26 protein-coding genes are annotated in these 26,204 nt (G+C 55.1%); 14 read left to right on the top strand and 12 right to left on the bottom strand.

Translation table 11 applies throughout. The annotated features are described in order from the left end of the window. Window positions 1–113: 113 nt before the first annotated feature. The 3 genes from pfkB (at window position 114) to RT644_RS00520 (ending at window position 2,413) form a co-directional block, all read left to right on the top strand. Window positions 114–1,046 carry a 6-phosphofructokinase II gene (gene pfkB, locus RT644_RS00530; protein WP_313625022.1) on the top strand — a complete coding sequence of 311 codons (933 nt, stop codon included), beginning with the start codon at window positions 114–116 and terminating at the stop codon, window positions 1,044–1,046. A gap of 111 nt (window positions 1,047–1,157) precedes the next feature. Further along, entirely contained in the window at window positions 1,158–1,448 is a 291-nt protein-coding gene (gene ghoS / locus RT644_RS00525) for a type V toxin-antitoxin system endoribonuclease antitoxin GhoS (protein ID WP_020453994.1), read from the top strand. 104 nt (window positions 1,449–1,552) lie between these two features. After that, window positions 1,553–2,413, top strand: coding sequence for a fructosamine kinase family protein (locus RT644_RS00520; protein WP_045511531.1), 861 nt, complete (start codon window positions 1,553–1,555; stop codon window positions 2,411–2,413). 44 nt (window positions 2,414–2,457) lie between these two features. On the opposite strand, the gene RT644_RS00515 is transcribed toward RT644_RS00520, so the two are convergent. Then, window positions 2,458–2,994, bottom strand: a complete 537-nt coding sequence (locus RT644_RS00515) for a YniB family protein (RefSeq protein ID WP_097407048.1) — start codon at window positions 2,992–2,994, stop codon at window positions 2,458–2,460. A 144-nt stretch (window positions 2,995–3,138) separates the two neighbouring features. Here RT644_RS00515 and hxpB point away from each other — a divergent pair, with 144 nt between their 5' ends. From hxpB to RT644_RS00495, 4 genes are all read left to right on the top strand, one after another. Then, complete coding sequence (gene hxpB, locus RT644_RS00510; RefSeq protein ID WP_313625017.1) at window positions 3,139–3,807, top strand: hexitol phosphatase HxpB; 669 nt, start codon at window positions 3,139–3,141, stop codon at window positions 3,805–3,807. Window positions 3,808–3,953: 146 nt separating this feature from the next. Continuing rightward, window positions 3,954–4,715: a 2-dehydro-3-deoxy-D-gluconate 5-dehydrogenase KduD gene (gene kduD, locus RT644_RS00505; protein WP_020453998.1), complete on the top strand. Its 762-nt coding sequence runs from the start codon at window positions 3,954–3,956 to the stop codon at window positions 4,713–4,715. 97 nt (window positions 4,716–4,812) lie between these two features. Beyond that, window positions 4,813–5,403 (top strand): metal-dependent hydrolase, encoded by a 591-nt coding sequence (locus tag RT644_RS00500; protein WP_313625015.1) that lies wholly within the window; start codon window positions 4,813–4,815, stop codon window positions 5,401–5,403. A gap of 130 nt (window positions 5,404–5,533) precedes the next feature. Next, the gene (locus RT644_RS00495) at window positions 5,534–6,925 is read left to right on the top strand and encodes an L-cystine transporter (RefSeq protein ID WP_313625013.1); all 1,392 of its coding nucleotides are present in this window, start codon (window positions 5,534–5,536) and stop codon (window positions 6,923–6,925) included. An 85-nt stretch (window positions 6,926–7,010) separates the two neighbouring features. On the opposite strand, the gene cedA is transcribed toward RT644_RS00495, so the two are convergent. Next, on the bottom strand, window positions 7,011–7,253 hold the full coding sequence (gene cedA, locus RT644_RS00490; RefSeq protein WP_017456539.1) for a cell division activator CedA: 243 nt from the start codon (window positions 7,251–7,253) through the stop codon (window positions 7,011–7,013). Window positions 7,254–7,468: 215 nt separating this feature from the next. On the opposite strand from cedA, the gene katE reads away from it, so the two are divergent. After that, window positions 7,469–9,724 carry a catalase HPII gene (gene katE / locus RT644_RS00485; RefSeq protein ID WP_313625011.1) on the top strand — a complete coding sequence of 752 codons (2,256 nt, stop codon included), beginning with the start codon at window positions 7,469–7,471 and terminating at the stop codon, window positions 9,722–9,724. A gap of 68 nt (window positions 9,725–9,792) precedes the next feature. Here the strand turns inward: katE and osmE are convergent, their stop codons facing one another. Next, window positions 9,793–10,131 (bottom strand): osmotically-inducible lipoprotein OsmE, encoded by a 339-nt coding sequence (gene osmE / locus RT644_RS00480; protein ID WP_017456537.1) that lies wholly within the window; start codon window positions 10,129–10,131, stop codon window positions 9,793–9,795. A gap of 253 nt (window positions 10,132–10,384) precedes the next feature. Here osmE and nadE point away from each other — a divergent pair, with 253 nt between their 5' ends. Then, on the top strand, window positions 10,385–11,215 hold the full coding sequence (nadE, locus tag RT644_RS00475; RefSeq protein ID WP_020454002.1) for an ammonia-dependent NAD(+) synthetase: 831 nt from the start codon (window positions 10,385–10,387) through the stop codon (window positions 11,213–11,215). An 82-nt stretch (window positions 11,216–11,297) separates the two neighbouring features. Then, window positions 11,298–12,161 carry an excinuclease Cho gene (gene cho / locus RT644_RS00470; RefSeq protein WP_313625008.1) on the top strand — a complete coding sequence of 288 codons (864 nt, stop codon included), beginning with the start codon at window positions 11,298–11,300 and terminating at the stop codon, window positions 12,159–12,161. Here cho and ves read toward each other — a convergent pair. The 7 genes from ves to RT644_RS00435 all read right to left on the bottom strand — a co-directional run bounded on the left by ves (window position 12,158) and on the right by RT644_RS00435 (window position 19,859). Beyond that, window positions 12,158–12,715 (bottom strand): environmental stress-induced protein Ves, encoded by a 558-nt coding sequence (gene ves / locus RT644_RS00465; protein ID WP_020454004.1) that lies wholly within the window; start codon window positions 12,713–12,715, stop codon window positions 12,158–12,160. The two genes, cho and ves, sit on opposite strands and share 4 nt — an antisense overlap. Window positions 12,716–13,024: 309 nt before the next feature. Further along, the gene (gene spy / locus RT644_RS00460; protein ID WP_045511546.1) at window positions 13,025–13,504 is read right to left on the bottom strand and encodes an ATP-independent periplasmic protein-refolding chaperone Spy; all 480 of its coding nucleotides are present in this window, start codon (window positions 13,502–13,504) and stop codon (window positions 13,025–13,027) included. A gap of 314 nt (window positions 13,505–13,818) precedes the next feature. After that, a complete protein-coding gene (gene astE / locus RT644_RS00455) occupies window positions 13,819–14,784 on the bottom strand; it encodes a succinylglutamate desuccinylase (protein WP_313625002.1) in 966 nt (321 codons plus the stop codon). An 11-nt stretch (window positions 14,785–14,795) separates the two neighbouring features. Beyond that, window positions 14,796–16,121 (bottom strand): N-succinylarginine dihydrolase, encoded by a 1,326-nt coding sequence (gene astB / locus RT644_RS00450; protein WP_313625000.1) that lies wholly within the window; start codon window positions 16,119–16,121, stop codon window positions 14,796–14,798. Beyond that, window positions 16,118–17,596 (bottom strand): succinylglutamate-semialdehyde dehydrogenase, encoded by a 1,479-nt coding sequence (gene astD, locus RT644_RS00445; protein ID WP_313624998.1) that lies wholly within the window; start codon window positions 17,594–17,596, stop codon window positions 16,118–16,120. Before astD ends, astB begins: the two co-directional genes overlap by 4 nt. Then, window positions 17,593–18,642, bottom strand: a complete 1,050-nt coding sequence (astA, locus tag RT644_RS00440) for an arginine N-succinyltransferase (RefSeq protein ID WP_020454009.1) — start codon at window positions 18,640–18,642, stop codon at window positions 17,593–17,595. Before astA ends, astD begins: the two co-directional genes overlap by 4 nt. After that, a complete protein-coding gene (locus RT644_RS00435) occupies window positions 18,639–19,859 on the bottom strand; it encodes an aspartate aminotransferase family protein (protein ID WP_160270557.1) in 1,221 nt (406 codons plus the stop codon). Before RT644_RS00435 ends, astA begins: the two co-directional genes overlap by 4 nt. 434 nt (window positions 19,860–20,293) lie before the next feature. Here RT644_RS00435 and xthA point away from each other — a divergent pair, with 434 nt between their 5' ends. Genes xthA through RT644_RS00420 form a run of 3 tightly spaced genes read left to right on the top strand, consistent with a single transcriptional unit; the run spans window position 20,294 to window position 22,383 of the window. Then, a complete protein-coding gene (gene xthA, locus RT644_RS00430; RefSeq protein ID WP_160270560.1) occupies window positions 20,294–21,100 on the top strand; it encodes an exodeoxyribonuclease III in 807 nt (268 codons plus the stop codon). Window positions 21,101–21,103: 3 nt separating this feature from the next. After that, the gene (locus tag RT644_RS00425) at window positions 21,104–21,967 is read left to right on the top strand and encodes a sulfurtransferase (protein ID WP_313624994.1); all 864 of its coding nucleotides are present in this window, start codon (window positions 21,104–21,106) and stop codon (window positions 21,965–21,967) included. Then, window positions 21,967–22,383: a pyrimidine (deoxy)nucleoside triphosphate diphosphatase gene (locus RT644_RS00420; RefSeq protein WP_020454013.1), complete on the top strand. Its 417-nt coding sequence runs from the start codon at window positions 21,967–21,969 to the stop codon at window positions 22,381–22,383. Before RT644_RS00425 ends, RT644_RS00420 begins: the two co-directional genes overlap by 1 nt. Here RT644_RS00420 and RT644_RS00415 read toward each other — a convergent pair. Further along, on the bottom strand, window positions 22,349–22,636 hold the full coding sequence (locus tag RT644_RS00415; RefSeq protein ID WP_020454014.1) for a DUF1496 domain-containing protein: 288 nt from the start codon (window positions 22,634–22,636) through the stop codon (window positions 22,349–22,351). The genes RT644_RS00420 and RT644_RS00415 overlap by 35 nt on opposite strands. A 235-nt stretch (window positions 22,637–22,871) precedes the next feature. Here RT644_RS00415 and gdhA point away from each other — a divergent pair, with 235 nt between their 5' ends. Next, entirely contained in the window at window positions 22,872–24,215 is a 1,344-nt protein-coding gene (gdhA, locus tag RT644_RS00410; RefSeq protein WP_020454015.1) for an NADP-specific glutamate dehydrogenase, read from the top strand. A 29-nt stretch (window positions 24,216–24,244) separates the two neighbouring features. Here gdhA and RT644_RS00405 read toward each other — a convergent pair whose 3' ends face one another. Further along, a complete protein-coding gene (locus tag RT644_RS00405; protein ID WP_160270566.1) occupies window positions 24,245–26,200 on the bottom strand; it encodes a DNA topoisomerase III in 1,956 nt (651 codons plus the stop codon). Window positions 26,201–26,204: the final 4 nt, after the last annotated feature.

The raw sequence follows: 26,204 nt of genomic DNA, 5'->3' as shown, positions 1-26,204 counted from the left end.
TTAATAACTGCTGCGCATTAAATCAATATCATTTTGAAATCATGCCCTTAATTCCTTTCCCTTCGGCCTTAACAGTGCCAGGCTTACATCAGTCTGAGAAAAAGGAGGTCAACATGGCAGCTATATACACCCTTACGCTGGCGCCTTCGCTTGATAGCGCGACACTGACGCCACAAATTTATCCCGAAGGTAAACTGCGTTGTACAGCACCCGTTTTTGAGCCAGGCGGCGGCGGCATTAATGTTGCACGCGCGATTGCCCATCTGGGCGGTAAAGCAACGGCAATATTTCCCACTGGCGGCGCAACGGGTGAACATCTCACCGCATTACTGGCAGATGAGAACGTACCGACCGTAACCGTAGCCACACAAGACTGGACGCGGCAGAACCTGCACGTTCATGTCGAGTCCAGCGGTGAGCAATACCGGTTTGTTATGCCTGGTGCCGCATTGAATGAAGACGAGTTTCGCCAGATTGAAGAGAAAGTCCTGACGATTGAGCGCGGCGCGATTTTGGTGATAAGTGGCAGTCTGCCTCCGGGTATTGAGGTTGAAAAGCTGACACAGTTAGTGAAAGCCGCGCAAAAACAGGGAATTCGTTGCATTGTCGATAGCTCGGGCGAGGCGCTAAACGCAGCGCTCGCAATTGGTAATATCGAACTGGTAAAACCCAACCAGAAGGAGTTGAGCGCGCTGGTCGGCAGAGAGCTAACCCAGCCTGATGATGTGCGCAAAGCTGCGCAGGAGATCGTTCAGGCGGGCAAAGCCTTGCGCGTGGTCGTCTCCCTTGGCCCGCAGGGAGCGCTGGGCGTGGATGCTGAAAACTGTGTTCAGGTCGTACCGCCGCCGATGAAAAGCCAAAGCACGGTGGGCGCTGGCGACAGCATGGTTGGCGCAATGACGCTCAAACTTGCACAAGATGCGCCTTTTGATGACATGGTGCGTTTCGGCGTCGCCGCCGGGAGTGCAGCCACCATCAACCAGGGTACTCGTTTGTGCGCGCAGGAAGACACGCAAAAGATCTACGACTATTTGCGCCATGCCTGACATACCTCCCCTTCCGACTGGAAGGGGAAATATCAAATATCTCCGCGGTGGTCGACAAATGTCACTCGCCGTCTATGCTAAAAAAACATCAAGATAACAACGAGGTGAAAGATGGGCAGCGATGGCATCACCCGCTACGTAGTTGAGGTCAAATTTCATGACCAGACGCTGACAGACATCAATGAGATCAATAACCACTTTACACGTGCCGGCTTTCTCCTCACGATGACGGATGATAACGGCAACGTACACGATCTTGGCACCAATACGTTCGGTTTCATCAGTGCGCTTAATGAAAAAGAGGTTCATGCGCTGGCAAGTGGGCTTGCTGAAAGCGCCGTGGACGAAGAGACGGAAATCACTGTCACCACCTGGGAGGCGTTCCAGAAACAGGAACATTAAGTGCCTTTCCACCGTTGCGTATGCCGGGCGTGCGTTAAGTCGGATTTTTCAACAGCTGTAGTGCGCTAACCTTATGATCTGGCTGATTACATGGGAGAGACATCATGTGGCAAGCGATAAGTGGTCTGTTAAGCGAACAACTGGGTGAAGGCGAAATTGAACAACGCGACGAACTGCCCGGTGGCGAAATCCATGCCGCGTGGCACGTACGCTACGCCGGGCGCGATCTCTTCGTAAAGTGTGATGATCGCGCACTGCTCCCCATTTTTACGGCCGAAGCCGATCAGCTCGCCCTGCTGGCACGCAGCAATACCGTGCGTGTCCCTGCGGTTTGGGCGGTGGGTAGCGACCGCGACTACAGCTTTCTGGTTATGGAGTATCTTCCTGCCCGCCCGCTTGATGCGCACAGCGCGTTTCAGCTGGGTCAGCAGTTAGCGCGCCTGCACCAGTGGAGCGATCAGCCGCAGTTTGGCCTCGATTTCGACAACGATCTTTCCACCACGCCGCAGCCCAACGCCTGGCAGCGCCGCTGGTCAACGTTTTTTGCCGAGCAACGCATTGGCTGGCAGTTAGAACTGGCGGCGGAAAGAGGGCTGGAGTTTGGCAATATCGACGCGATTGTCGAACACGTTCAGCAACGGCTGAGTTCTCACCAGCCGCAACCCTCGTTATTGCATGGCGATCTTTGGTCGGCCAATTGCGCCCTTGGGCCTGACGGCCCTTACATCTACGACCCGGCTTGCTACTGGGGCGACCGTGAGTGTGACCTGGCGATGCTGCCGCTGCACCCGGACCAGCCGCCGCAAATCTATGACGGTTACCAGTCCATCTCCCCGCTTCCTCCAGATTTCCTCGATCGCCAACCCCTTTACCAGCTTTACACTTTGTTTAATCGGGCAATCTTATTCGGTGGCGAACATCTGGTGAATGCGCAAAAAGCGCTGGATCGCGTGCTGGCGGCGTGAGTGTTGTGCTCAGACCCGGGGCGCAACGCCTCGGGTTTGAGGTGTTACAGAAAACCGAGCAGCGTAAAGAAGAAATAGCCTGCAACAATGATTATCACCGGTAATACATAGAGCGGGAAAATTTGCAGAAAGATGGTGTGATGTGGCACCACAATGCGTGCTTCAATCTGCTCACGCGTTAACCCTTCCGGTCCTTTGGCTTTCTCGAGGATCATCTGATTTTCCACGCCTTCACGCAGAAACCGCGCCTGGCGACTCATGCGCGCACCGGACGCCTGCAGCGCCAGCCCGACAAAGATCAGTACATAGATAATCCAGAACATGATGTTCAGATTTTGGTGGAAATCAGGCGTTGGCGAGTTGTACCAAAAAAGATTCAGGAATGGCGTGTTAAAACGCATCATCTCGATGATTACATGGGCGAAATCAAGCATCACGGCATTGATGCCCGGCTGTTTTTCGCTGTGATCGTACATAAACTTCAGTACAGAAATTATGGTCGAAATGACGGCTGGAATAAAAATCACCCAACCCAGAACGCGTTTCAGTACGGCGATGCGTCCAGCTTGTTGATACGTCATGGATTCCCCTTGTAAGTGACGCACTGTTTGCGCCTTAGTCTACCTTCTGATAACCATTTTCGCCTGATCTTTAAAGGCAGTATGATGAATGCTTAACCATAATTTCGCTTTTATCCCTGCAAAATCCGTGAATAGAGAGGTGTTATGTCTGCCCCGCGACAAATTCTTGCTGCCATTTTTGATATGGATGGATTACTGATTGACTCTGAACCGCTCTGGGATCGCGCCGAACTCGAGGTTGTGGCAAGCCTTGGCGTCGACATTTCAAGGCGCAATGAGTTACCGGATACGCTTGGCCTGCGCATCGATATGGTGGTTGAAATGTGGTATGCCCAGCAGCCGTGGAATGGTCCGGGCCGTCAGGAAGTCACCGAACGCATCATTCAGCGCGCCATCTCCCTAGTTGAGGAAGAGCGCCCGTTGCTGCCTGGCGTACGTGAAGCCGTCGCGCTATGTAAAAACAGCGGACTGGCAGTAGGGCTGGCATCCGCGTCGCCACTGCATATGCTGGAAAAAGTGCTGACTATGTTCGATCTACGCAACAGTTTCGACGCACTCGCCTCCGCGGAAAAGTTACCCTACAGCAAGCCGCACCCGCAGGTTTATCTGGACTGTGCGGCAAAACTGGGCGTAGACCCGCTCACGTGTGTAGCGCTGGAAGATTCGGTTAACGGCATGATTGCCTGCAAAGCGGCGCGGATGCGTTCCATCGTTGTGCCGGATGCCGAACATCGCACGGACCCGCGTTATGTGCTTGCTAACGTGAAACTCGAAAGTCTCGAACAGCTTACCCTGACACATTTGCTCGGTTAATTTCTCCTCTGGGGTGATACCGGTCGCCCCATCACCTCTCATTTTTGAAACAGCATTTCATTTTTATTTGTGTTTTCGCTGTCCACCTTCTATCCTGATCTTCAGGCGCAGATGCCCAGACAACAATTTATAACGCCGGAGTAAATATGATACTGGAAGCCTTTAAGCTTGCGGGTAAAGTGGCTATCGTCACCGGGTGCGACACCGGGCTGGGTCAGGGAATGGCATTAGGGCTTGCGGAAGCGGGCTGCGACATCGTTGGTGTTGGCCGCAAAGTGCCGCAGGAAACCGCCTCCCGCGTGCAGGCCCTAGGACGCCGTTTCCATGCAATTCAGGCAGATCTTCGCCACCAGCAGGGTCTTGAGGAGGTGGTTAAGCAAGCCGTTGCGACATTTGGGCACATTAACATTCTGGTGAATAACGCGGGCACGATCCGCCGCTGCGATGCCATTGATTTCAGTGAGCAAGACTGGGATGACGTGATGAACCTGAACCTGAAAACGGTCTTTTTTCTCTCTCAGGCGGTGGCACGGCAATTTATCGCTCAGGGTAATGGCGGTAAAATCATTAACATCGCCTCGATGCTCTCGTACCAGGGCGGTATCCGCGTGCCTTCATATACGGCGTCCAAGAGCGGGGTCATGGGGCTGACACGTTTACTGGCAAACGAATGGGCGCCCCATCAGATTAACGTGAACGCGATAGCACCCGGCTATATGGCGACCAATAATACGCAGCAATTGCGCGAAGATGCGGAACGCAGCCAGGAGATCCTTGAACGTATCCCGGCCGGACGCTGGGGAGAACCAGAAGATCTGAAAGGCGCTGCGGTGTTTCTGGCCTCAAAAGCGGCGGATTATATTAATGGTTACACCCTTGCCGTTGATGGTGGCTGGCTGGCGCGTTAAGCGCTCAGGATTGTGACAAAGAGTTACACCGTCACCTCTTCCGCCTACTGTACAAACATCCTATACTGTATGCATCGACAGTTGAGTGAGTTTGACCATGACGGCGGAAGGACACCTGCTTTTTTCCATTGCTTGCGCGGTGTTTTCCAAAAACGCTGAGTTAACGCCCGTCCTCGCCCAGGGTGACTGGTGGCATATTGTCCCGTCCGCTATTCTCACCTGCCTGCTGCCGGATATCGACCATCCCAAATCCTTTCTCGGGCAGCGTCTGAAGTGGATATCAAAACCTGTCGCCCGCGCTTTCGGCCATCGCGGATTTACGCATAGCCTGCTAGCGGTTTTTCTGGCACTGACGCTCTTTTATTTAAAAGTACCAGAAAGCTGGATAGTGCCCGCCGATGCGTTACAGGGAATGGTGGTGGGTTATCTCAGCCATATTCTGGCGGACATGCTTACTCCTGCGGGTGTACCGCTGCTCTGGCCCTGCCGCTGGCGCTTTCGTCTGCCGCTGCTGGTGCCGCAAAAAGGGAATCAACTGGAGCGCGTATTATGTATGGCGCTCTTTACATATGCGGTATGGATGCCGCAAACATTGCCCGAAAACGGAGCAGTCCGCTGGTCATCGCAGATGATAACGTCGCTGCAAGATCAGTTTAATCGCTTTATTCATCAGCAATCTGAACATTAAACCGGCATTTCTAAGGCTTTTGATATAACCCATTCCATTTGGATATAAGCCCGTTTCGGCACTTCTGCTAACCTTGCGCAACAGGAGCGGCCGAGAAGGCCGACCGAATAATGATATCAGGAGAACGGGAATGAATTTTCCACTCATCGCGAACGTTGTAGTGTTCGTGGCACTGCTGTTTTTGCTGGCGCAGGCGCGTCACAAACAGTGGAGCCTGGCAAAAAAAGTACTGGCCGGTTTAGGCCTTGGCGTGATCTTTGGTCTCGCGCTGCAGGCAATCTATGGTTCTGATAACCCGGTACTGAAAGATTCCATCCAGTGGTTCAACGTCGTCGGCAATGGCTATGTTCAGTTGCTGCAAATGATTGTCATGCCGCTGGTTTTCGCCTCAATTTTGAGCGCCGTTGCGCGGCTGCATAACGCGTCACAACTGGGCAAAATCAGTTTTCTGACCATCGGTACATTGTTGTTCACCACGCTTATCGCTGCGCTGGTGGGGGTACTGGTGACCAATCTGTTCGGTTTGACGGCGGAAGGACTGGTGCAGGGAACGGCAGAAACTGCGCGTTTGAATGCTATTCAGAGCAACTATGTCGGCAAAGTGGCCGATCTCACCGTGCCGCAATTGCTGCTCTCTTTCGTACCGAAAAACCCGTTTGCCGACCTGACCGGCGCAAACCCAACCTCAATTATCAGCATCGTTATCTTCGCTGCTTTCCTTGGCGTTGCGGCACTGAAGCTGCTGAAAGATGATGCGCCGAAAGGCCAGCGCGTTCTGACCGCTATCGATACGCTGCAAAGCTGGGTGATGAAACTGGTACGCCTTGTGATGCAACTGACACCGTATGGCGTGCTGGCGCTGATGACCAAAGTTGTCGCCGGTTCTAACATTCAGGACATCATCAAGCTGGGCAGCTTCGTTATCGCCTCTTATCTTGGCCTGGGCATTATGTTTGTAGTGCACGGTCTGCTGCTTGGCGTGAACGGCGTTAGCCCGCTGAAATTCTTCCGTAAGGTATGGCCGGTACTGACATTTGCCTTCACCAGCCGCTCCAGCGCTGCATCCATTCCGCTGAACGTGGAAGCGCAAACGCGTCGTCTGGGCGTACCGGAATCCATCGCCAGCTTCTCCGCCTCTTTTGGTGCAACCATTGGGCAGAACGGCTGTGCGGGGCTTTACCCGGCAATGCTGGCAGTGATGGTAGCCCCGACCGTTGGCATCAACCCGCTGGATCCGCTGTGGATCGCCACTCTGGTAGGGATTGTCACCGTGAGTTCCGCAGGCGTAGCAGGCGTTGGTGGTGGTGCGACTTTTGCCGCGCTTATCGTGCTGCCTGCGCTGGGCCTGCCGGTAACGCTGGTGGCGCTGCTGATCTCTGTTGAACCGCTTATCGATATGGGCCGTACCGCCCTGAACGTCAGTGGTTCCATGACCGCCGGTACGTTAACCAGCCAGTGGCTGAAACAGACCGATAAAGCGGTACTGGACAGTGAAGAGGACGCCGAACTGGCGCACCGTTAATCACCCGGCATGAAATAAACAATGCCACTCGCTCCCTGGGGCATTGATTGACAATGAAAACCGCCTGCAATGTCAGGCGGTTTTTTTACTCTTCTTCTATCTCGCCTTCCTGGCGCATTTGCAGCGCCCAGCGCTGCGCGGCTTCCGGGACACTAAAGATCGGCGAGCGGCGAAACTTTTCCCCCATCAACACAAACGCCACATACTTGCCACGCAGCAACCAGACATCACGATAGCCATCCACTTTTGAGGCGTGATCGGGGGGAGCCGGTTCGACACGCGGGACATAGCTGATAATGGCTCGGTTTTGTTGACGATAAGATTTCATAAGCGATGCGTTCTACAGACAAATTCTTCAAACATTAAAGACCTATCATAGCCGATTGTGAGCCTGTACGTCGCGCCTGGCACCACTTTCTCTGATTTTTCACTTCCTTGCCGCATCCTGATTAACCAGGTTAACGCAGCACGTTGTTCTATAGTTAGAAGGGTTTTAAGGAAACATCGACCATTTTTCAGCAATGAAAACAGGAGACGAGTTCAATGTCGCACAACGAGAAAGACCCTCATCATCACGCCCCGGTTCATGACGCTAACGAATCCCGCCCAGGGCTGGACTCCCTGGCCCCTGAGGACAATTCGCACCGCCCTTCCCCGCGCCCCACAGCACCTGGCGAGCAACCGACCGCGCCGGGGAGCATGAAAGCGCCGGACACGTCGAATGACAAACTGAACGCGCTGGAGCCTTACCGCAAGGGCGGCGAAAATTATCCCCTTACCACTAACCAGGGCGTGCGCATTGCCGATGACCAAAACTCCCTGCGCGCGGGAAAACGCGCCCCAACACTGCTGGAAGACTTTATCCTGCGGGAGAAAATCACCCATTTCGACCATGAACGCATCCCTGAACGTATCGTGCATGCGCGCGGGTCGGCGGCACATGGTTACTTTCAGCCCTATCGTAGCCTGAGTGATATTACCAAAGCGGATTTTCTCTCTGATGCGGATAAAATCACCCCGGTATTTGTCCGTTTTTCTACCGTGCAGGGCGGCGCGGGTTCAGCGGACACCGTTCGTGACATCCGCGGGTTTGCCACCAAGTTCTACACCGAAGAAGGCATTTTTGACCTGGTTGGCAACAATACGCCGGTCTTTTTCATTCAGGATGCGCATAAATTCCCCGATTTTGTCCATGCGGTAAAACCAGAGCCGCACTGGGCGATCCCGCAGGGTCAAAGCGCGCATGACACCTTCTGGGACTATGTGTCGTTACAACCGGAAACCTTACATAACGTGATGTGGGCGATGTCCGATCGCGGCATTCCGCGCAGTTATCGCACGATGGAAGGTTTTGGCATCCACACATTTCGCCTGATCAACGCCGAAGGCAAAGCCACGTTTGTGCGCTTCCACTGGAAACCGCTGGCAGGCAAGGCATCGCTGGTGTGGGACGAATCGCAAAAACTGACCGGGCGCGATCCGGATTTCCACCGTCGCGAGTTATGGGAAGCCATTGAGGCCGGCGATTATCCGGAGTATGAGCTGGGGTTACAGCTGATCCCGGAAGAGGATGAATTCAAATTTGATTTCGACCTGCTGGATCCAACCAAACTGATTCCCGAAGAACTGGTTCCCGTGCAGCGCGTCGGAAAAATGGTGTTAAACCGTAACCCGGATAACTTCTTTGCCGAAAACGAGCAGGCTGCGTTCCACCCAGGGCATATCGTGCCCGGTCTGGATTTTACCAATGACCCGCTACTGCAGGGGCGTCTGTTCTCCTATACCGATACGCAAATCAGCCGACTTGGCGGGCCGAACTTCCATGAAATCCCCATCAACCGCCCAACTTGTCCATACCATAATTTGCAGCGCGACGGCATGCACCGCATGGAGATTGACACCAATCCCGCTAACTATGAACCGAACTCCATCAATGATAACTGGCCGCGGGAAACACCGCCCGGCCCGAAACGCGGTGGTTTCGAGACTTACCAGGAGCGCGTCGAAGGGGAAAAAATCCGCGAACGCAGCCCCTCATTCGGTGAATATTACGCACATCCTCGCCTGTTCTGGTTAAGCCAGACACCGTTTGAACAACGCCATATTATTGACGCTTTCAGCTTCGAGTTGAGCAAAGTAGTGCGCGCGTATATTCGCGAACGTGTGGTGGATCACCTGGCGCACATTGACGTGCATCTGGCGCAAGGTGTAGCGGAAAACCTTGGTATAACCCTGAGCGACGATCAGTTAAATATCGCCCCGCCGCCGGAAGTGAATGGATTGAAAAAAGATCCTTCGCTGAGTCTTTATGCCATCCCGGATGGCAACGTGAAAGGCCGGGTGGTGGCAGTTTTACTGCATGATAAGGTTAGCGCAGCGGATGTACTCAACGTATTGCAGGGGCTGAAAGCCAAAGGCGTTCATAGCAAGCTGCTCTATGCGCGAATGGGCAACGTGACTGCGGATGATGGCTCCGAATTACCGATTGCCGCCACCTTCGCCGGATCGCCGTCGCTGACGGTAGATGCCGTCATTGTTCCCGGCGGCGATATCAGCGATATCCTGCAGAATGGCGACGCGAAATATTATCTGCTGGAAGCCTATAAACACCTGAAAACCATCGCGCTTGCGGGTGATGCACGGCAGTTTAAGCGCTTACTGGAGGTGGATGACCAGGGAGAGGACGGTATTGTCGAGGCGGATAACGCCACGGCGAACTTTATGGATGATTTTCTGACGCATCTTGCGGCGCACCGCGTCTGGTCGCGCATCAGCAAAATCGATAGCATCCCGGCGTAAGCATTATTGCAGCCATAAAAAACCGGCCAACTGGCCGGTTTTTTATTTGCTCAGGCTAAAAACCGAAATTACTGCTTAGCTTGCGGGTCGGTATCATACTCAGCGCAGGTCTGGTAACCGGAGTTCATGACGTGACCAGTTTCATCCAGCGCAACGAAATAGGTTTCGGTTTTGCCGTCACGTTGACCCAGAATATAGGTCTGGCAAGTACCGCGCGCGTGGATCATCGTAACTTCAGAAGAAGGACGGCCAGCAACCTGCATAACCTGCTGGCGGCTCATGCCTTTTTTCACATCTTTCACCACCGGCTGAGAAACCTGATCTTTTGCACGATCGTAAGCCGTACAACCCGCCAGCATAGTCAGCACTGCAGCTGCGCCCAGAATTCCTGCGATGTTCTTATTCATATTCCATCCTCTTTTGTATCCGCTTGTGTATCAGCGTGTTATCTAAGCCTGGAATATAAAATTGCATTTTTCAACTAACAGACGGCATTGGTATAACTTTCGGAGAAATCTAATAAAAGTGAGATAAGCTGCTAAAACGCCGTAAATTGCGGCACTCAAATCTGTGATCCTTGTCGTTTTACCGCCAAAGGGTTAATTTGGCCCTATTATCTATTTGCACCCTGCAAAGCAGGACAACACAACGGAGGGGTAAATGACTCTGCAACAAGAGATTATTCAGGCGTTAGGCGTGAAGCCCACGGTCAATGCCGAAGAAGAAGTTCGCCGCAGCGTGGACTTTCTGAAAACCTATCTGAAAACCTATCCTTTTTTGCAAACGCTGGTGCTTGGCATTAGCGGTGGCCAGGACTCCACGCTGGCCGGGAAAATCAGCCAGATGGCAATCAGCGAACTGCGCCAGGAAACGGGTAATCAAGCATATCAGTTTATCGCCGTCCGCCTGCCTTACGGTAAGCAAGCGGATGAACAGGATTGCCAGGATGCCATCGCGTTTATTCAGCCGGATCGCGTTCTGACCGTCAATATCAAAGCCTCAGTGCTGGCAAGCGAGCAGGCGCTGCGTGACACAGGCATCGAACTGAGCGATTTCGTGCGCGGCAATGAAAAAGCGCGCGAACGTATGAAAGCGCAATACAGCATTGCGGGCATGACGAAAGGCGTGGTGGTTGGTACCGACCATGCCGCCGAAGCGGTGACCGGTTTCTTCACCAAATATGGCGATGGCGGCACTGATATCAACCCGCTTTTCCGCCTGAACAAACGCCAGGGTAAACAGTTGCTGGCTTACCTGGGCTGCCCGGAACACCTTTATAAAAAAGCGCCAACGGCCGACCTGGAAGACGATCGCCCTTCACTGCCCGATGAAGCCGCACTGGGCGTAACTTACGAAAATATCGATGATTATCTGGAAGGGAAAACGCTGGACGCCAGTATCGCGAAAATCATTGAAGGCTGGTATGTGAAAACGGAGCACAAGCGCCGCCCGCCTATTACCGTATTCGACGATTTCTGGAAACAGAAATAACCCACAGGCGGCGCAAGCCGCCTCTTTTTTAGACACTTATTGGCTGCTATACTGGATGGGTAAACAGTATCAGGAGTCTTTTGTGGTCAGGCGTCAATCCGCCCCGCGTCTTGAATTCGAAGCGGCGGCAATCTATGAATATCCGGAACATCTTCGTCCGTGGCTGGAAGCAATGCCCAAACAGCCCGGCGTCTATATTTTTCACGGCGAAAGCGAGGCGATGCCGCTTTATATCGGTAAAAGCGTCAATATCCGCAGTCGTGTGCTGTCGCACCTGCGCACGCCCGATGAAGCGGCGATGCTGCGTCAGTCGCGGCGTATTACCTGGATTTGTACCGCCGGGGAGATTGGCGCGCTGTTGCTCGAAGCGCGGCTGATTAAAGAGCAACAGCCGCTATTTAATAAGCGTCTGCGCCGTAATCGACAGCTCTGCTCGCTTCGCCTTAGCGGTGAAAAACCGCAGGTGGTGTATGCCAAAGAGGTAGATTTCTCCTCCTCTCCCAATCTGTATGGCCTGTTTGCCAACCGTCGCGCCGCATTGCAAGCGCTGCAGTCGATCGCTGATGACGAAAAGCTGTGCTACGGGCTGCTGGGTCTGGAATCGCTAAGTCGCGGCCGGGCTTGTTTTCGATCCGCATTACAGCGCTGTGCCGGGGCATGTTGCGGCAAAGAGACGCGTGAAGCACATGATGAACGCTTAGCTGCTGCGATGGCACGCCTGCAACTGGTCTGCTGGCCATGGCGCGGCCCAATCGGGCTAAAAGAGAGCTCTGCGGGAATGACGCAATATCACATTATTCACAACTGGCTATGGTTAGGTTCAGTTGATGAGCCCGCCGCTGCCGCGCAACTGCTGCGTTTACCGGCGGGTTTCGATCATGACGGCTACAAAATTCTCTGCAAGCCGCTGCTTTCCGGGGAGTACGAAATCATTGAACTGGGTTAATGGCCGGGCAGCCAGGTGATTTCACTGAACAGTAATTGCCCTTCTGACTTTAGCAACCGCAGAGTTTGTCGCCCTTCCTGCCAGTAGGCGCCCTGATCGGCGGTCAACAATTTATCGCCTAATTGCCACGCCCCGCTCAGAACGAAAATAACGCCGCCGCGTGTACCAATAGTGGTAAAGGTGCGATCGGCGATACGCACTTTCGCCTGGCAGCGATCGCGGCGCGTCATCACGTTAAAATCCAGCGACATGCGCCCGTCTGAAAGTTCAGCCCTGACTGGCTGCTCACCGGCAAAAGTAAAGGGCTGGTGGTGTTTAAGCGTGTGGCTGAAAGCGCCTCCGCCGTTCAGCGTCACTTCGCCGCCTTCTATAAGGGTTATTACTCGATCCACACCGGGAAATTGCGGAAAATCACCGTTGCTGGCCAGCGAAGCGATACTGGCTCGCCAGTTAAAATCACGTGTTGCGGGCGGAAAACAGCAAATTTCTCGGGTTTCGCCCGCCCCATTACGCCAGAGATTTACCGGCATTTTACGGATATCAAAGAATTCCATCATCACTCCTGAAGGGCGCGGTGCTTAACCTGCGCCGCTGCCTCTTCGGACAGCCTGCATCATTGTTATTGTTTACTTTGCCATGTGTGAGTTATCGGCAGCCGACGCGATTTGCCTTAGGCTACTGCGCAATCAGACATGTAAAAAATCATAAATTTCAGATAAGTAACATCGCCGCAAAAACGGGTTTAACGAGGATACCGCGCCAGTAGCGGCTGGCAAGAGGGAAACAAGAAAAAACCGCCGGTTCTGCCCATCACGTAAAACAAGCGATGAGCAAAACCGGCGGTCTTAAGGAGGGGCGCTGAATTATTCAGCAGGTGCAGGAGGCATTTTACCTTCCGCTGCCGGATGTTCTGTCAGACGCTTCTCAAAATTCGCATTGAACTGCTTTTTCTGTTCCGGGGTCAGAATGTTGTAAATCTTGTTCTGCGTCTCCATACGTTTCAGCATAACGTCTTTATGCTGCTGTTCCATTTTGGTGATTTGCGCTTCAGCTTTCGCGCGGTCAAAGCTGTCGCTGGTAATGATGTCATGCATTGCGCGCATCTCTTCCACCGGCGGACGTTTCATCTCTTCGCGCTGGCTTTTCATGATCTCGCGGATTTGCTGTTTCTGCGCATCGGTCAGGTTCAGACCTTTGAACATCATGTCGTGCGGGCCTTTACCTTTGTGGTGCATCATGGGTTGCGCGTCAGCGGGTGCGGCGGTGGTATCCGCAGCATGAGCCAGACCTGCAGCGCCAAAAGCCAGGGTAGAGGCAACAAACAGAGCAGTCAATTTACGCATAATTTTATTCCTTACTTCGGTTTTACTTACGGCGGTTGCCGTGTTGACGCTAATCACTTTACTGGCTTTATCGTCAATTAATCAGAGCGACGGTAAAACAATGAAAGTGTAAATATCATTTTTACGTCAAATGTGAAGGAAATAAGGATAAAGCGTGGAGAGTCGAAAGTTAAATATTCAATATACTGATTAAAAAGGAATTGTGGATAATTTTAAATTAACGTGATTTATTAATAAAGCGCTTCAACAGGATAATTCTGCAATTTATTTAAGAAAACCATAAAAATAAGCCCTGCGTGAACAGGGCTTGCTGTTTAATTAATTTTCTCGAGCATTAATCCGGCACGTAAGCCAATGGCAACATTCGGATTCGGAAACAAAACATACTCCTGCTCATGTTGCACCACATACCGCTCGCCGCGATCTTCTGCCAGCAAAGTACCCGCGTTGAAGGCCGTAAAATTGAGTGTATCCGCACTCATGAAGAGTTTAAATTCTTCACTGTGGCGGGTCAGTTGCTGCACCACCCGATAGCGCAGCGGCGTGTTTTCCGTATCCGGTGCGGGTTCGCCCGCCAGTAACGCCGCCAGCGCCCAGGCCGTGCGCTGGAACTGGCTTAGATCGTTTTCACCAAATGGTAACGCTTTGCCAAGCTCCAGTGTGCAAGCCAGCGCATTAAAATGCTCACAGCTGTAATGGGTAAAGGTGCCGCCCGGCGCCTGGTGAAACACCAGCGCCTCCAGTCCTGCGTCACCCAGCCATTCCAGAAACGGTTCATCCCAGGGCTCGGCTCGCTGTGGCAGCACGCCAAAGCGCACATGATGCGAACCGCGGATCGCGGTATGTAAATCCAGATGCCAGCACACCTCATCGCCCGCCGCAAAGAAATGCGTCACCGCTCGTTCAAGCTGGGCGGCGCGCACTGTTTCATCGTTGGGCGGCAACTGCTGCCAGCGGCCACCAAACATCCGGTTGAGATCGTTATGCAAAAATCGCTTGTTTTGCGCCAGCGCCTGCGGGTTTCCAAGGATCACCAGCAGCCGCCAGGTGAGCGGCTGTTCGCCCGCAAAGACATTCTTAAGCAACAGATCCAGCATCTCCACCGGCGCGGTTTCATTACCGTGGATAGCACACGAGATGACCAGCGATCGCCCGACGGATTGTCTCGGGATCAGTTCCAGAATCCCTTGTTCGTGCCACAACCAGTGAATACCGCCCGACTCCCCTGACATTTTTCGCGGGATATCGCCCGCAAGCGTTGCAGCAAGAAAGTTATCCATACGGCCTCCGGTTAACGCTGGAAGGGATACACCGATCCCAGATTCAACAACTGCGTTAATCGGTCCAGCGCTTCCCGCCCCTCGCGTAAAAGCTGCGGATCGGCTAAATCCGCTTGCGTCAGCCGATCGCGATAGTACCGATCCACCCAGTCATTGAGGGTGGCAAACAAACTGTCATTCATCATTACCGCCGGGTTAACGGCCTGCTGCTCCGCCTCGGTTAGCACCACACGCAAGCGCAGGCACGCCGGACCACCGCCGTTCGCCATACTTTCACGCAGGTCAAATACTTTAAGCTCACTGATCGGGTTATCCTGCGCCAGCAGCGTGTTCAGATAGCGCCACACACCGGCATGTTCCTGCGACTCCTGCGGCAATACCAGCAACATGCTGCCATCATCACGACTCAGCAGTTGGCTGTTAAACAGATACGTTGCCACCGCATCACTAACCGAAACAGCCTGCTGCGGAACTTCAATTGCCATAAATCCCGGTACTTTAGAGTGTAGCTCGGCCAGCACACGAGCCTGGTTAGCAAAGGCCAGTTCGTGACAAAAAAGCACCTGCCGGTTCGAAACGGCAATCACATCGTTATGAAACACGCCCAGATCGATAACGCCCGGGTTTTGCCGGGCGAAAACCACCTGCTCCGCGCGCACCTGATTGATACGCGCCACCGCCTCACTGGCTTCGCGCGTCTGGCGCGCCGGATAGCGCGCCGGGGCATCCTGGCTTGCGTACTCCCGGCCATAAACGAAGAGTTGCACACCCGCTTCGCCGTAATCCCCGCCAAAGCGGTTATGGTTCGCCGCGCCTTCATCGCCAAACATGGCAACCTGCGGCAGCGCCGGGTGGACAGCAAACGCTGTTTCATCGCGAAAGATGGCGCGCAGCACGGCTTCTGTGGTCGGGGCTTCCATTGCGCGGTGGAATTTATTATTCAGGTTAGCAACCGTAAGATGCACTTTGCCATCCAGCGCATCCGCCGACGGGCAGACGGTAGCCGCGTTTGCGACCCACATCGACGATGCCGAGCTGGCAGCGGAGAGGATCTGCGGCGCTTGTGCGGCAGCTTTTTCCACTACCTGCTCATCGCTGCCGCTGAAACCAAGCTGCCGCAAGACCGCGATATTAGGGCGCTCCTGCGGCGGGATCACCGCCTGCGGGAAACCCGCGTCGGCGAGCGCTTTCATTTTCAGTAGCCCCTGCTTTGCCGCCAGTTTCGGGTTAGAAACCTGAAAACGGTGGCGGGTCGAGGCCTCATTACCAAAAGATAATCCGGCGTAATGGTGCGTTAGCCCAACCAGGCCATCGAAGTTAACCTCACGTGCTTTCATGGCTGCGCCTCGCGAGAGAAATCCAGCCCCGGGTTGAGCGTCTGTGGCAATATCAACACAGGAGATTCAAGACTCGCCATCGGCCAGGCGCAGTAATCCGCTGCGTACCACGCGCTGGCGCGATGGTTACCCGAGGCACCCACGCCACCAAACGGCGCGGTACTGGCAGCACCGGTCAACGGTTTATTCCAGTTGACGATCCCGGCGCGCGCTTCCAGCAGCAGTTGATCAAATTTTTGCCGATCCGGTGAAATTAACCCGCAGGCCAGCCCGTAGCGCGTGTCGTTCGCCATACGGATTGCCTGATCAAAATCGTCATAGCGCCAGACACACAGCAGCGGGCCAAAAACTTCTTCGTCCGGCACTCCCGCCACGTCCGTCATCTCGATAATCCCCGGCGTCAGCAGCGAGGTTCCTTCCGCTAACAGACGCGGTGCCAGCAAGGTTTTACCGCCGCGAGCTTCGTGCGCCTGCCAGGCCTGGTAAACCTGCTGCGCCGCCTGGGGTGAAATCAGGCCACCGAAAAACGGCGCGGGTTCCGCATCCCAGGCCTGCGGTTGCAGCCGCGCGCTCACTTCCACCAGCCGCGCCAGAAAGTCATCGCCCGCTTTAGAACGCTTAACCAGTAAGCGGCGTGCGCAGGTGCAACGCTGCCCGGCGGTAATAAATGCTGACTGGATCGCCAGATGGACGGCGGCATCGGTATCGTCAGGATCTTCAACAATTAGCGGGTTATTGCCACCCATCTCCAGCGCGAGAATTTTTTCTGGCTGCCCGGCAAGCTGGCGGTGAAGCTGATATCCCGTATTGGCGCTGCCGGTAAATAACAATCCGTCCAGCCCCGGTAATGCGCTCAGCGCCTGGCCGGTCTCACGCCCGCCCTGCACCAAATTCAGCACGCCTGCGGGCAAACCCGCTTGCTCCCAGAGTTTGACCACCGCTTCGCCGGTCCACGGCGTGAGTTCGCTGGGTTTAAAGATCAATGTATTACCCGCGAGCAAGGCCGGGATAATATGCCCATTCGGCAGATGACCAGGGAAGTTATACGGCCCGAAAACGGCCAGCACGCCATGCGGGCGATGGCGCAGTGTTGCGGCACCATCTGCCATCTCCGTGTGTTGTTCCCCGGTACGCACGTGGTACGCCTTGACCGATATTGAGGCTTTGTTGATCATCGCCGTCACTTCGGTCGCCGCTTCCCAGCGCGGCTTACCGGTTTCGCGGGCGATGATTTCGGCAAGCGCCGCTTTGTTGGTCTCGAGCAGCGCCGCGAATTTCTCGACAATCGCCTGGCGCTCAGTAAAAGTCTGCCGCGCCCACTGTGGGAAAGCGTCGCGCGCGGCCTGATACGCCAGCGCCACTTGCTCGCTATCGGCATCAAAGCCGTGCCACAACGCTTCGTGGCTTACCGGGTTGGTTTTGACGCGGCGTTCGCCCTGGCCTGTTACCCAGTCACCCTTAATCCATAAACTCATTTTGTTTTCTCCTCGCCACTTTTCTCTTCGGCACACAGGCGCACCAGCCGCACGGTATCCCCCGGCTGGCACTTCAGCGCATCCAGTTCGGCAGCCGTTAAGAGCAAACGCTCGGTGTTTGGATCCGCGTAAATAAGCATGGCGCGGAATTGCTGGTACTGCTCATTGGAGACCATACACGCGGGCCATTCACCCGGTGCACGCTGGCCTTCGCCTGCCGTCACCAGGCGGCTTTTGCGAATCGCCCGCACCCGGTCAACATCGCATTCGAGCGTCGGCCCGCCATCAAAAATGTCGACATAGTTACGGTAGCGAAAGCCCTCTTTTTCCAGCACCGCACGGGCCGGTGCCGTCTGTGGATGCACCTCGCCAATCACCGCTTGCGCCTCTTGTGAAAGAAAGTGGGTATAAATAGGGTGCTTTGGCATCAGCTCCGCGATAAAGGCTTTTTGCCCGGTGCCGCACAGATAATCCGCCCGGCTGAACTCCATCGAAAAGAAACGCTTGCCCAGGCTCTCCCAGAAAGGCGAATAACCGTGCTCGTCAATCACGCCGCGCATCTCGGCCACTACTTTCTCATTAAAGCGCTCGCGGAATGCCGCCATAAACAGAAAGCGGGATTTCGACAACAGATAACCGTTGCCCTCTTTACGCCAGGCGGGATCGAGAAACAGTGTGCAGAGTTCGCTGCTACCGGTGTGGTCGTTACTGAGAAACAGCGTTGGCAGCGCGTTATAGACATTCAGCTCTTTCGAAGCATGAACCTGGGTCCCGACCCGGTAGTTATACCAGGGATCGTTCAGACCCACCGCAACCTCAATGGCGCAAATGCCCGCCACCTCGCCGCTTTGCGTCTCTTCCAGTACAAAAACATACCCTTGCTCACCCTTCGGCAGCTCGCCCTGCCAGGTACGGCGCGAACGTTCAATCCGCGCAGCAAGCGTTGCTTCATCAACCGGCAACGACGTCAGGCCGCCACCGGTTTTTCCGGCCAGCCGCATCAGTGCCGGTAAATCGCCTTCGGCGACAGGACGGATCACCATCATGATGCGTTCTCCGCAATGAATTTTTCACAGGCGCGGGCAACACGCGCAAGCCCGTCGCGGATCTCTTCTTCGCTGATATTCAACGCCGGAGCAAAACGCAGCACATTGCCACCGGCAATCAACACCATTGCGCCTTCTGTCGCCGCCAGTTGTGAAAGTTGTTTCGCTTTTCCGGCATACTCAGGAGCCAGTTGACAACCGATCAGCAACCCTAAGCCGCGGATTTCACTGAACAGGTGATAACGGTCATTGATCGCCGCAAGCTGCTCCGTAAACCATTGATGGCGTTGCTTCACGCCAGTCAGGGTTTCCCGCGTGTTGACGATATCGAGCAACGCACCCGCCACCGCGCCGGCCAGCGGGTTACCGCCGTAGGTCGTACCGTGAGTACCGACATTCATCACTTTGCCAAACTGTTCGGTGGTCAGCATCGCGCCAATCGGGAAACCACCGCCCAACGCTTTTGCCGTGGTCAGCGCATCCGGCGTCACACCGTAATGCATATAGGCATACAGCTCGCCGGTGCGACCAACGCCGGTTTGCACCTCATCAAAAATCAGCAGCGCGTTATGACGGGTACACAGCTCGCGCAACCCTTGCAAAAACGCCTGGCTGGCTGGCACCACGCCGCCTTCACCCTGCATCGGCTCGACAATAACGGCACAGGTATCGTCATTAATTAAGGCGCTGGCGGAGGCCAGATCGTTGAACTGCGCATGCTGGATTTGCGGCGGCAACGGCGCAAAATCCTGCGAATAAGCCGGTTGACCGCCCGCGCTAACGGTAAATAAGGTGCGTCCATGGAACGCATTCTTGAACGCGACAATGCCGCTTTTATGCGGGCCAAAGGTATCGTGGGCATATTTGCGCGCCAGCTTCAGCGCCGCTTCGTTTGCCTCGGCACCGGAGTTACAAAAGAAGGCGCGATCGGCAAAGGTCGCGTCCAGCAGGCGTTTCGCCAGTTTCAGCACCGGCTCGTTGGTGTAACCGTTGCCGGTATGCCAGAACTTCGCCGCCTGCTCGCTGAGCGCTTTACACAGCGCGGGATGCGCATGCCCCAGCGCATTCACCGCAATCCCTCCGGCAAAGTCGACATACTCTTTACCCTGCTGATCCCACAAGCGGGAGCCCTCACCGCGTACCGGAATAAAAGGTGCAGGCGCGTAGACAGGCAGCATCCATTGATCAAAGTTTTCACGCGTAATTGACAGAGACATAGCGACCTCATCCGGTAAATAAATAGTTGATAAAATGTTAACGAATATGAACGTTTTCGCTGTAAATGTAGATTGCACGGTTCGTGCCAGCCAGCGATAAAAATGCATAAACGACTTTCAGCAACGAAATTTCAATAACTTAAAACCTATCGCCATTCACTTTATTTGCATAAAAAGTGAATAATCAGAGATCCAAATGAGGTGGAGAGGGAGGAAAGACGCCTGTTTATGCAATTAGAAATTTTAATTATAGAACTGTGATCATCAGCGAAATTAATTTACAGCGTACGCCCTGTTTTAGTGCGTTTCGCCCTAAATAAGGGCACGTGATGCGCCAGTGCGCATCGGCGGCGGCGATATCAATAAGTGGCGGTGGTTAAATGTAAATTCTGCTAACATCTCTGCATCTTTCACTCTGCTAAATGGCTGCGACTATGAAATTTGTCTCTTTTAATATCAATGGCCTGCGCGCCCGTCCTCACCAGCTCGAAGCGCTGGTTGAGCAACATCAGCCGGACGTCATCGGCCTGCAGGAGACCAAAGTCCACGACGATATGTTTCCGCTCGAAGATGTCGCACGGCTGGGTTACAACGTTTTTTATCACGGACAGAAAGGCCACTACGGCGTGGCATTGCTGACCAAAGAGACGCCGATTTCCGTGCGTCGCGGCTGGCCGAACGACGGTGAAGAAGCGCAGCGCCGCATTATCATGGCGGAGATCCCCTCGCCTATCGGCGATATCACGGTGATTAATGGCTATTTCCCGCAGGGCGAAAGCCGCGACCACCCGCTGAAGTTCCCGGCGAAAGCGAAGTTCTACCAGGACTTGCAGAACTATCTCGATACAGAACTCGATAAAACAAAACCGGTGTTGATCATGGGCGATATGAATATCAGCCCGACAGACCTTGATATCGGTATCGGTGAAGAGAACCGCAAACGCTGGCTGCGCACCGGTAAATGCTCCTTCCTGCCGGAAGAGCGCGAATGGATGGAGCGTCTGAAAGGCTGGGGGCTGGTGGATACGTTCCGCGAAGCCAACCCGGAAACGCAGGATCGCTTCTCGTGGTTTGATTACCGCTCAAAAGGCTTCGACGATAACCGCGGCCTGCGTATCGATCTGCTGCTGGCAAGCCAACCGCTGGCGGAGCGCTGCATTGAGACGGGTATCGATTACGACATTCGCAGCATGGAAAAACCGTCCGACCACGCACCGGTGTGGGCCAAATTTAAGGTCTGACCGATGACGCCCGCGCGTTCTCCGTGGGTTTGTGCAACGTGGCTGGCGGATCTGCTGCAACACCGCCCGGTTACCGCTGGCCCGCAGGGCGAGTGGCGGCTGCTGGAAGTGGGCTGTGACGCTGAACACCGCTATCGCGCCGGGCATATTCCCGGCGCAGATTATATTGATACCCGCGAAGTAGAAAGCCTGCCGCTGTGGAATGTGCTCAAGCCAGAACAATTACGCCAGGTGCTGCTCAGTCATGGCCTGCGCGCGGAGAGTGCCGCCATCCTTTACGGCCGCGGCAATTATGCGGCGGAGCGGATGGCGCACATTTTGTTATACGCCGGGATCAGAGAGGTTCACTTACTGGATGGCGGCTGGCAGAGCTGGTTACGCGCCGGTTTCGCCCGGCAAACCGGTGCAGCGTCAGGCATCAACCCGCAATCGGATTTTGGCGTGAATATCCCGGCGCGGCCTGAGCTTCTGCTCAATATGGCGCAAACCCAGCAGCGTCTGGCGCAGCCCGACACATTGCTGGTCAGTATCCGCAGTTGGCCTGAGTTTAGCGGTCAGACAAGCGGTTACGACTATATCGCCGCTGTCGGCGATATTCCCGGCGCCCGCTGGGGGCAGGCAGCAGGCGACAGCCAGTTGATTACCAATTTTCACCATGCGGACGGCACGGTGCGAAACCCGTCTGAGATCGCCGCACTCTGGCAACAACAGCACATCACTGGCGATAACCCGGTGATTTTTTATTGCGGTACCGGCTGGCGCGCCTCGTTTGCCTTTTTTATTGCCCGCGCGCTCGGCTGGGCAGATATCGCCGTGTATGATGGCGGCTGGTTCGAATGGAGCCAGCACACTAACGGAACGCAGTAATGACCCTTCTGAAAACCCTGGATGTCGTGGCCGCCATCATTGAGCGCGACGGCAACATTTTACTGGCACAGCGACCCGACCATGCCGATCAGGCCGGTCTGTGGGAATTTGCCGGTGGAAAAGTAGAAGCCGGGGAAACACAGCCGCAGGCGCTAACGCGCGAGTTGCGGGAAGAGTTGGGTATTGATGCTGTACCTGCGCGCTATGTTGCCAGCCATCAGCGGGAGGTTTCCGGGCGGCTGATTCATTTGCACGCCTGGCATGTGGTGAATTTTAGCGGTGAACCGGTACGTCACTATCACCGCGCGTTATTGTGGTGCTTACCCGCCGAAGCGCTAAAACTGCCGCTGGCTCCGGCGGATATTCCGCTGCTGGAAGCGTTTATGGCTTCACGCGCCGCCACACCAGCGGGTTAGTGGAAATGGCTCTCTCATCGCGCTGGCATTGTAATAACACCCCCTCGGTTTTGATAACCGCCCCTTCGCTGTAGTTTTGATTACCGTATACGCAGCATTGCATGCAGGGCTGCGTGGTCTGCGTCTGCCCACCGGAGCTGAACACTTCCGGCGGCACATTCACCTCGATCCCCGGCGACGGTAAACGTTCAGCCAGCACGCTGGTTGAGGCAGCAACCAGTAACGCTGCTGCTATCCACTTAATTCGGGCCATAACTTGTCCTTTTTGATTGACGCCACTCATTACTATAACGGATCTCTGCAGCAGGACTTTAATTTCACCGATCATCGTTTTTAGTTATGACAGATTGCCAATTATTAATTTGCCTGGTGTGCGTTTTTTTCCCTTGCGGCCTATAGCTTTGCGGATGTTATAGTCCGGAAGTGCCCGCTTTTTGCGCACCACCATCACAACAAATTCACCACAACAATAAGAGACTCTTATATCTATGGATCAGACGCACTCTCTTGCATCATTTCTCCAGTATGTCGAACAGCGTGACCCGCACCAGCCGGAGTTCTCCCAGGCCGTTCGTGAAGTGATGACTACCCTCTGGCCCTTCCTTGAAGCTCACCCGCGTTACCGCCAGATGTCATTACTCGAACGCCTCGTTGAACCGGAGCGCGTGATCCAGTTTCGCGTCGCCTGGGTTGATGACCGCAATCAGGTGCAGGTTAACCGCGCGTGGCGCGTACAGTTCAGTTCGGCTATTGGCCCTTACAAAGGCGGTATGCGTTTTCACCCGTCGGTAAATTTGTCGATCCTCAAATTCCTCGGCTTCGAACAAACGTTCAAAAACGCGCTCACTACACTGCCGATGGGCGGTGGCAAAGGCGGCAGTGATTTCGATCCGAAAGGCAAGAGCGATGGCGAAGTGATGCGCTTCTGCCAGGCGCTGATAAGCGAACTGTATCGTCATCTTGGCGCGGATACCGACGTGCCCGCCGGAGATATTGGCGTCGGCGCACGCGAAGTCGGTTTTATGGCCGGGATGATGAAAAAGCTCTCCAACAATACCGCTTGTGTGTTTACCGGGAAGGGGCTGTCGTTTGGCGGCAGTCTGATCCGCCCGGAAGCGACGGGTTACGGCCTGGTCTATTTCACCGAAGCGATGCTCAAGCGTCACGGTCTTGGCTTTGAAGGGATGCGTGTGGCGGTTTCCGGCTCCGGCAACGTGGCGCAGTACGCGATTGAAAAAGCGATGGCTTTTGGCGCACGGGTGATTACCGCGTCGGACTCTGCCGGTACGGTGGTAGATGAAGCCGGATTTAACCGTGAAAAACTGGCCCGTCTGTGCGAGATCAAAACCAGCCGCGACGGCCGTATAGCCGATTATGCACGGGAATTTGGTCTGACATACCTCGAAGGCAAACAGCCGTGGTCAGTGCCGGTCGACATCGCGCTGCCATGCGCCACGCAAAATGAGCTGGATATCGACGCGGCGCGCGTATTGATTGCCAACGGCGTAAAAGCGGTGGCGGAAGGTGCCAATATGCCTGCCACCATTGATGCCACCGAACTGTTCCTCGAGGCGGGCGTGCTGTTCGCGCCGGGGAAGGCGGCTAATGCAGGCGGGGTTGCCACCTCCGGTCTGGAGATGGCGCAAAATGCCGCTCGTATGGGCTGGAAAGCGGAAAAAGTGGATGCGCGTTTGCATCACATCATGCTGGATATTCACCAGGCTTGCGTTGAGTACGGTGGCGAAGGCAAACAGACGCACTATGTGCGCGGTGCCAACATCGCGGGCTTCGTGAAAGTCGCCGACGCGATGCTGGCGCAGGGCGTGATTTAATAAGCTGGCCGGGTAACAGCGAAAACGCGTTATCCGGCCGCAGATGCCGCGTCACCGCCCGCCTCTGCTGATGGCGGGCGTTTCTTCCCGCGACCTTTGGCAAACGGTTTTTTCTTCTCACCGCCCGGTGCCACCAGCCCACGGAACTGACGCACCGGCGTGTTGCGCGCCTGGTGAATCAACTCGTGCAGTGTCCCCACCAGCGGCTGCATAAAGTCCTGATAGCGGCACTCTTTCTCACTGATTTGCGTCAGCACCGACTCCCAGTGCGCGGTCATATCAGGCCGCGCCGCCATCTCCGGCAGCGAGTGGATCAACGCCCGTCCCGGTTCGGTCGAGTGGATGTAGCGCCCTTTTTTCACCAGAAAACCGCGCTTAAACAGCAGTTCGATAATCCCGGCGCGCGTCGCCTCGGTGCCCAGACCATCGGTAGCACGCAGAATTTTCTTGAGATCCTTGTCCTGTACGAAACGCGCAATCCCGGTCATCGCCGACAGCAATGTTGCATCGGTAAAGTGGCGCGGCGGCTGGGTCTGGCGCGCGACTACTTCGCCTTTTTCGCACAGCAATTCGTCGCCTTTTGCCACCACCGGCAGCGGAGTGCCGTCGTTCTCTTCATCGCGCTCTTTCGAACCAAGCAGCGTGCGCCACCCGGCCTCCGCCAGAAAACGCGCTTTGGCGATAAACTTGCCGTTGGCGATGTCGAGATCGATCTGGCACTTGCGGAACACCGCATCCGGGCAGAACTGCATCAGATACTGGCGAGCAATCAGGTTATAAACATTAGCTTCGTTATCGCTGAGATTGACCTTCGAGGCGCGGGCCGTCGGGATAATCGCATGGTGGGCATCGACTTTTTTATCATCCCAGCAGCGGTTGCGCGTGTCCGGGTTCACCACCGGCTGCGGCAACAAATCCGGAGCATGCGCACCAATCGCGTTCATCACCGCGTGTCGTCCGGCAAAATGCTCTTCCGGTAAATAACGACAATCAGAACGCGGATAGGTGATCAGCTTGTGGGTTTCGTAGAGTTTCTGGCAAATATCGAGCACATTCTGCGCACTAAGCCCATAGCGTTTTGCCGCTTCAATTTGCAACGCCGAAAGCGAAAACGGCAGCGGCGCGAGTTCTGATTCCCGTTTATCGTTATAGGCCGTCACCAGCGCGGGTTGGCCGCTAATGCGGTTCACCACATGCTCCGCCAGTGGACGATGCAAGAGGCGCCCCTCTTCGTCCTGATAAGGTTCACACGCCTCGCTCGGCTGCCACAGGGCGGTAAAGCGCTCCCCGGCTGGCGTGACGATATGCGCTTTCACCTCAAAGAAATCTTTCGCCACGAAGTTCTCAATCTCTTCGTCACGACGCACCACCAGCCCCAGCACCGGCGTTTGCACGCGTCCAACGGAGAGCACGCCCTGATAGCCGGCATTGCGCCCCAGCAGCGTATAAGCGCGGGTCATGTTGATGCCATAGAGCCAGTCGGCACGGGCGCGCGCCAGCGCCGACACACACAGTGGAATAAATTCGCTATTTGCCCGCAGGCGCTCAATCGCCCGCTCTACCGCCTGCGGATTGAGATCGTTAATCAGGCAACGCTGCACCTGCTGGCGTTTTTCAGCTGGCAGTTGCAGGTAGTCAATCACTTCGTCAACCAGCAACTGCCCTTCACGATCCGGGTCACCGGCGTGCACCACCTGTTCGGCATCGGCGAGCAGGCGTTTGATAACATTGATTTGCTTAAGCACCGACGGGCGCGGCTGCAACTGCCACTTTTCCGGCACGATCGGAAGATCGGCCAGGTTCCAGCGTGCATAGCGGCTGTCGTAGACGTCCGGCTGCGCCTGCTCAAGCAGGTGACCAATGCACCAGGTCACCACCTGACCATTACCGCACTCAATATAGCCGTCGCCTTTGCGATGCGGCTTCGGCAGCACATCGGCAATGGCACGCGCCAGACTGGGCTTTTCGGCAATAAATAACCGCATAGGA

Origin of the sequence: Kosakonia sp., assembly GCF_032104925.1 — a bacterium.
Lineage (GTDB): Bacteria > Pseudomonadota > Gammaproteobacteria > Enterobacterales > Enterobacteriaceae > Kosakonia.
This window is presented reverse-complemented; position numbering and strand designations above follow the sequence as displayed.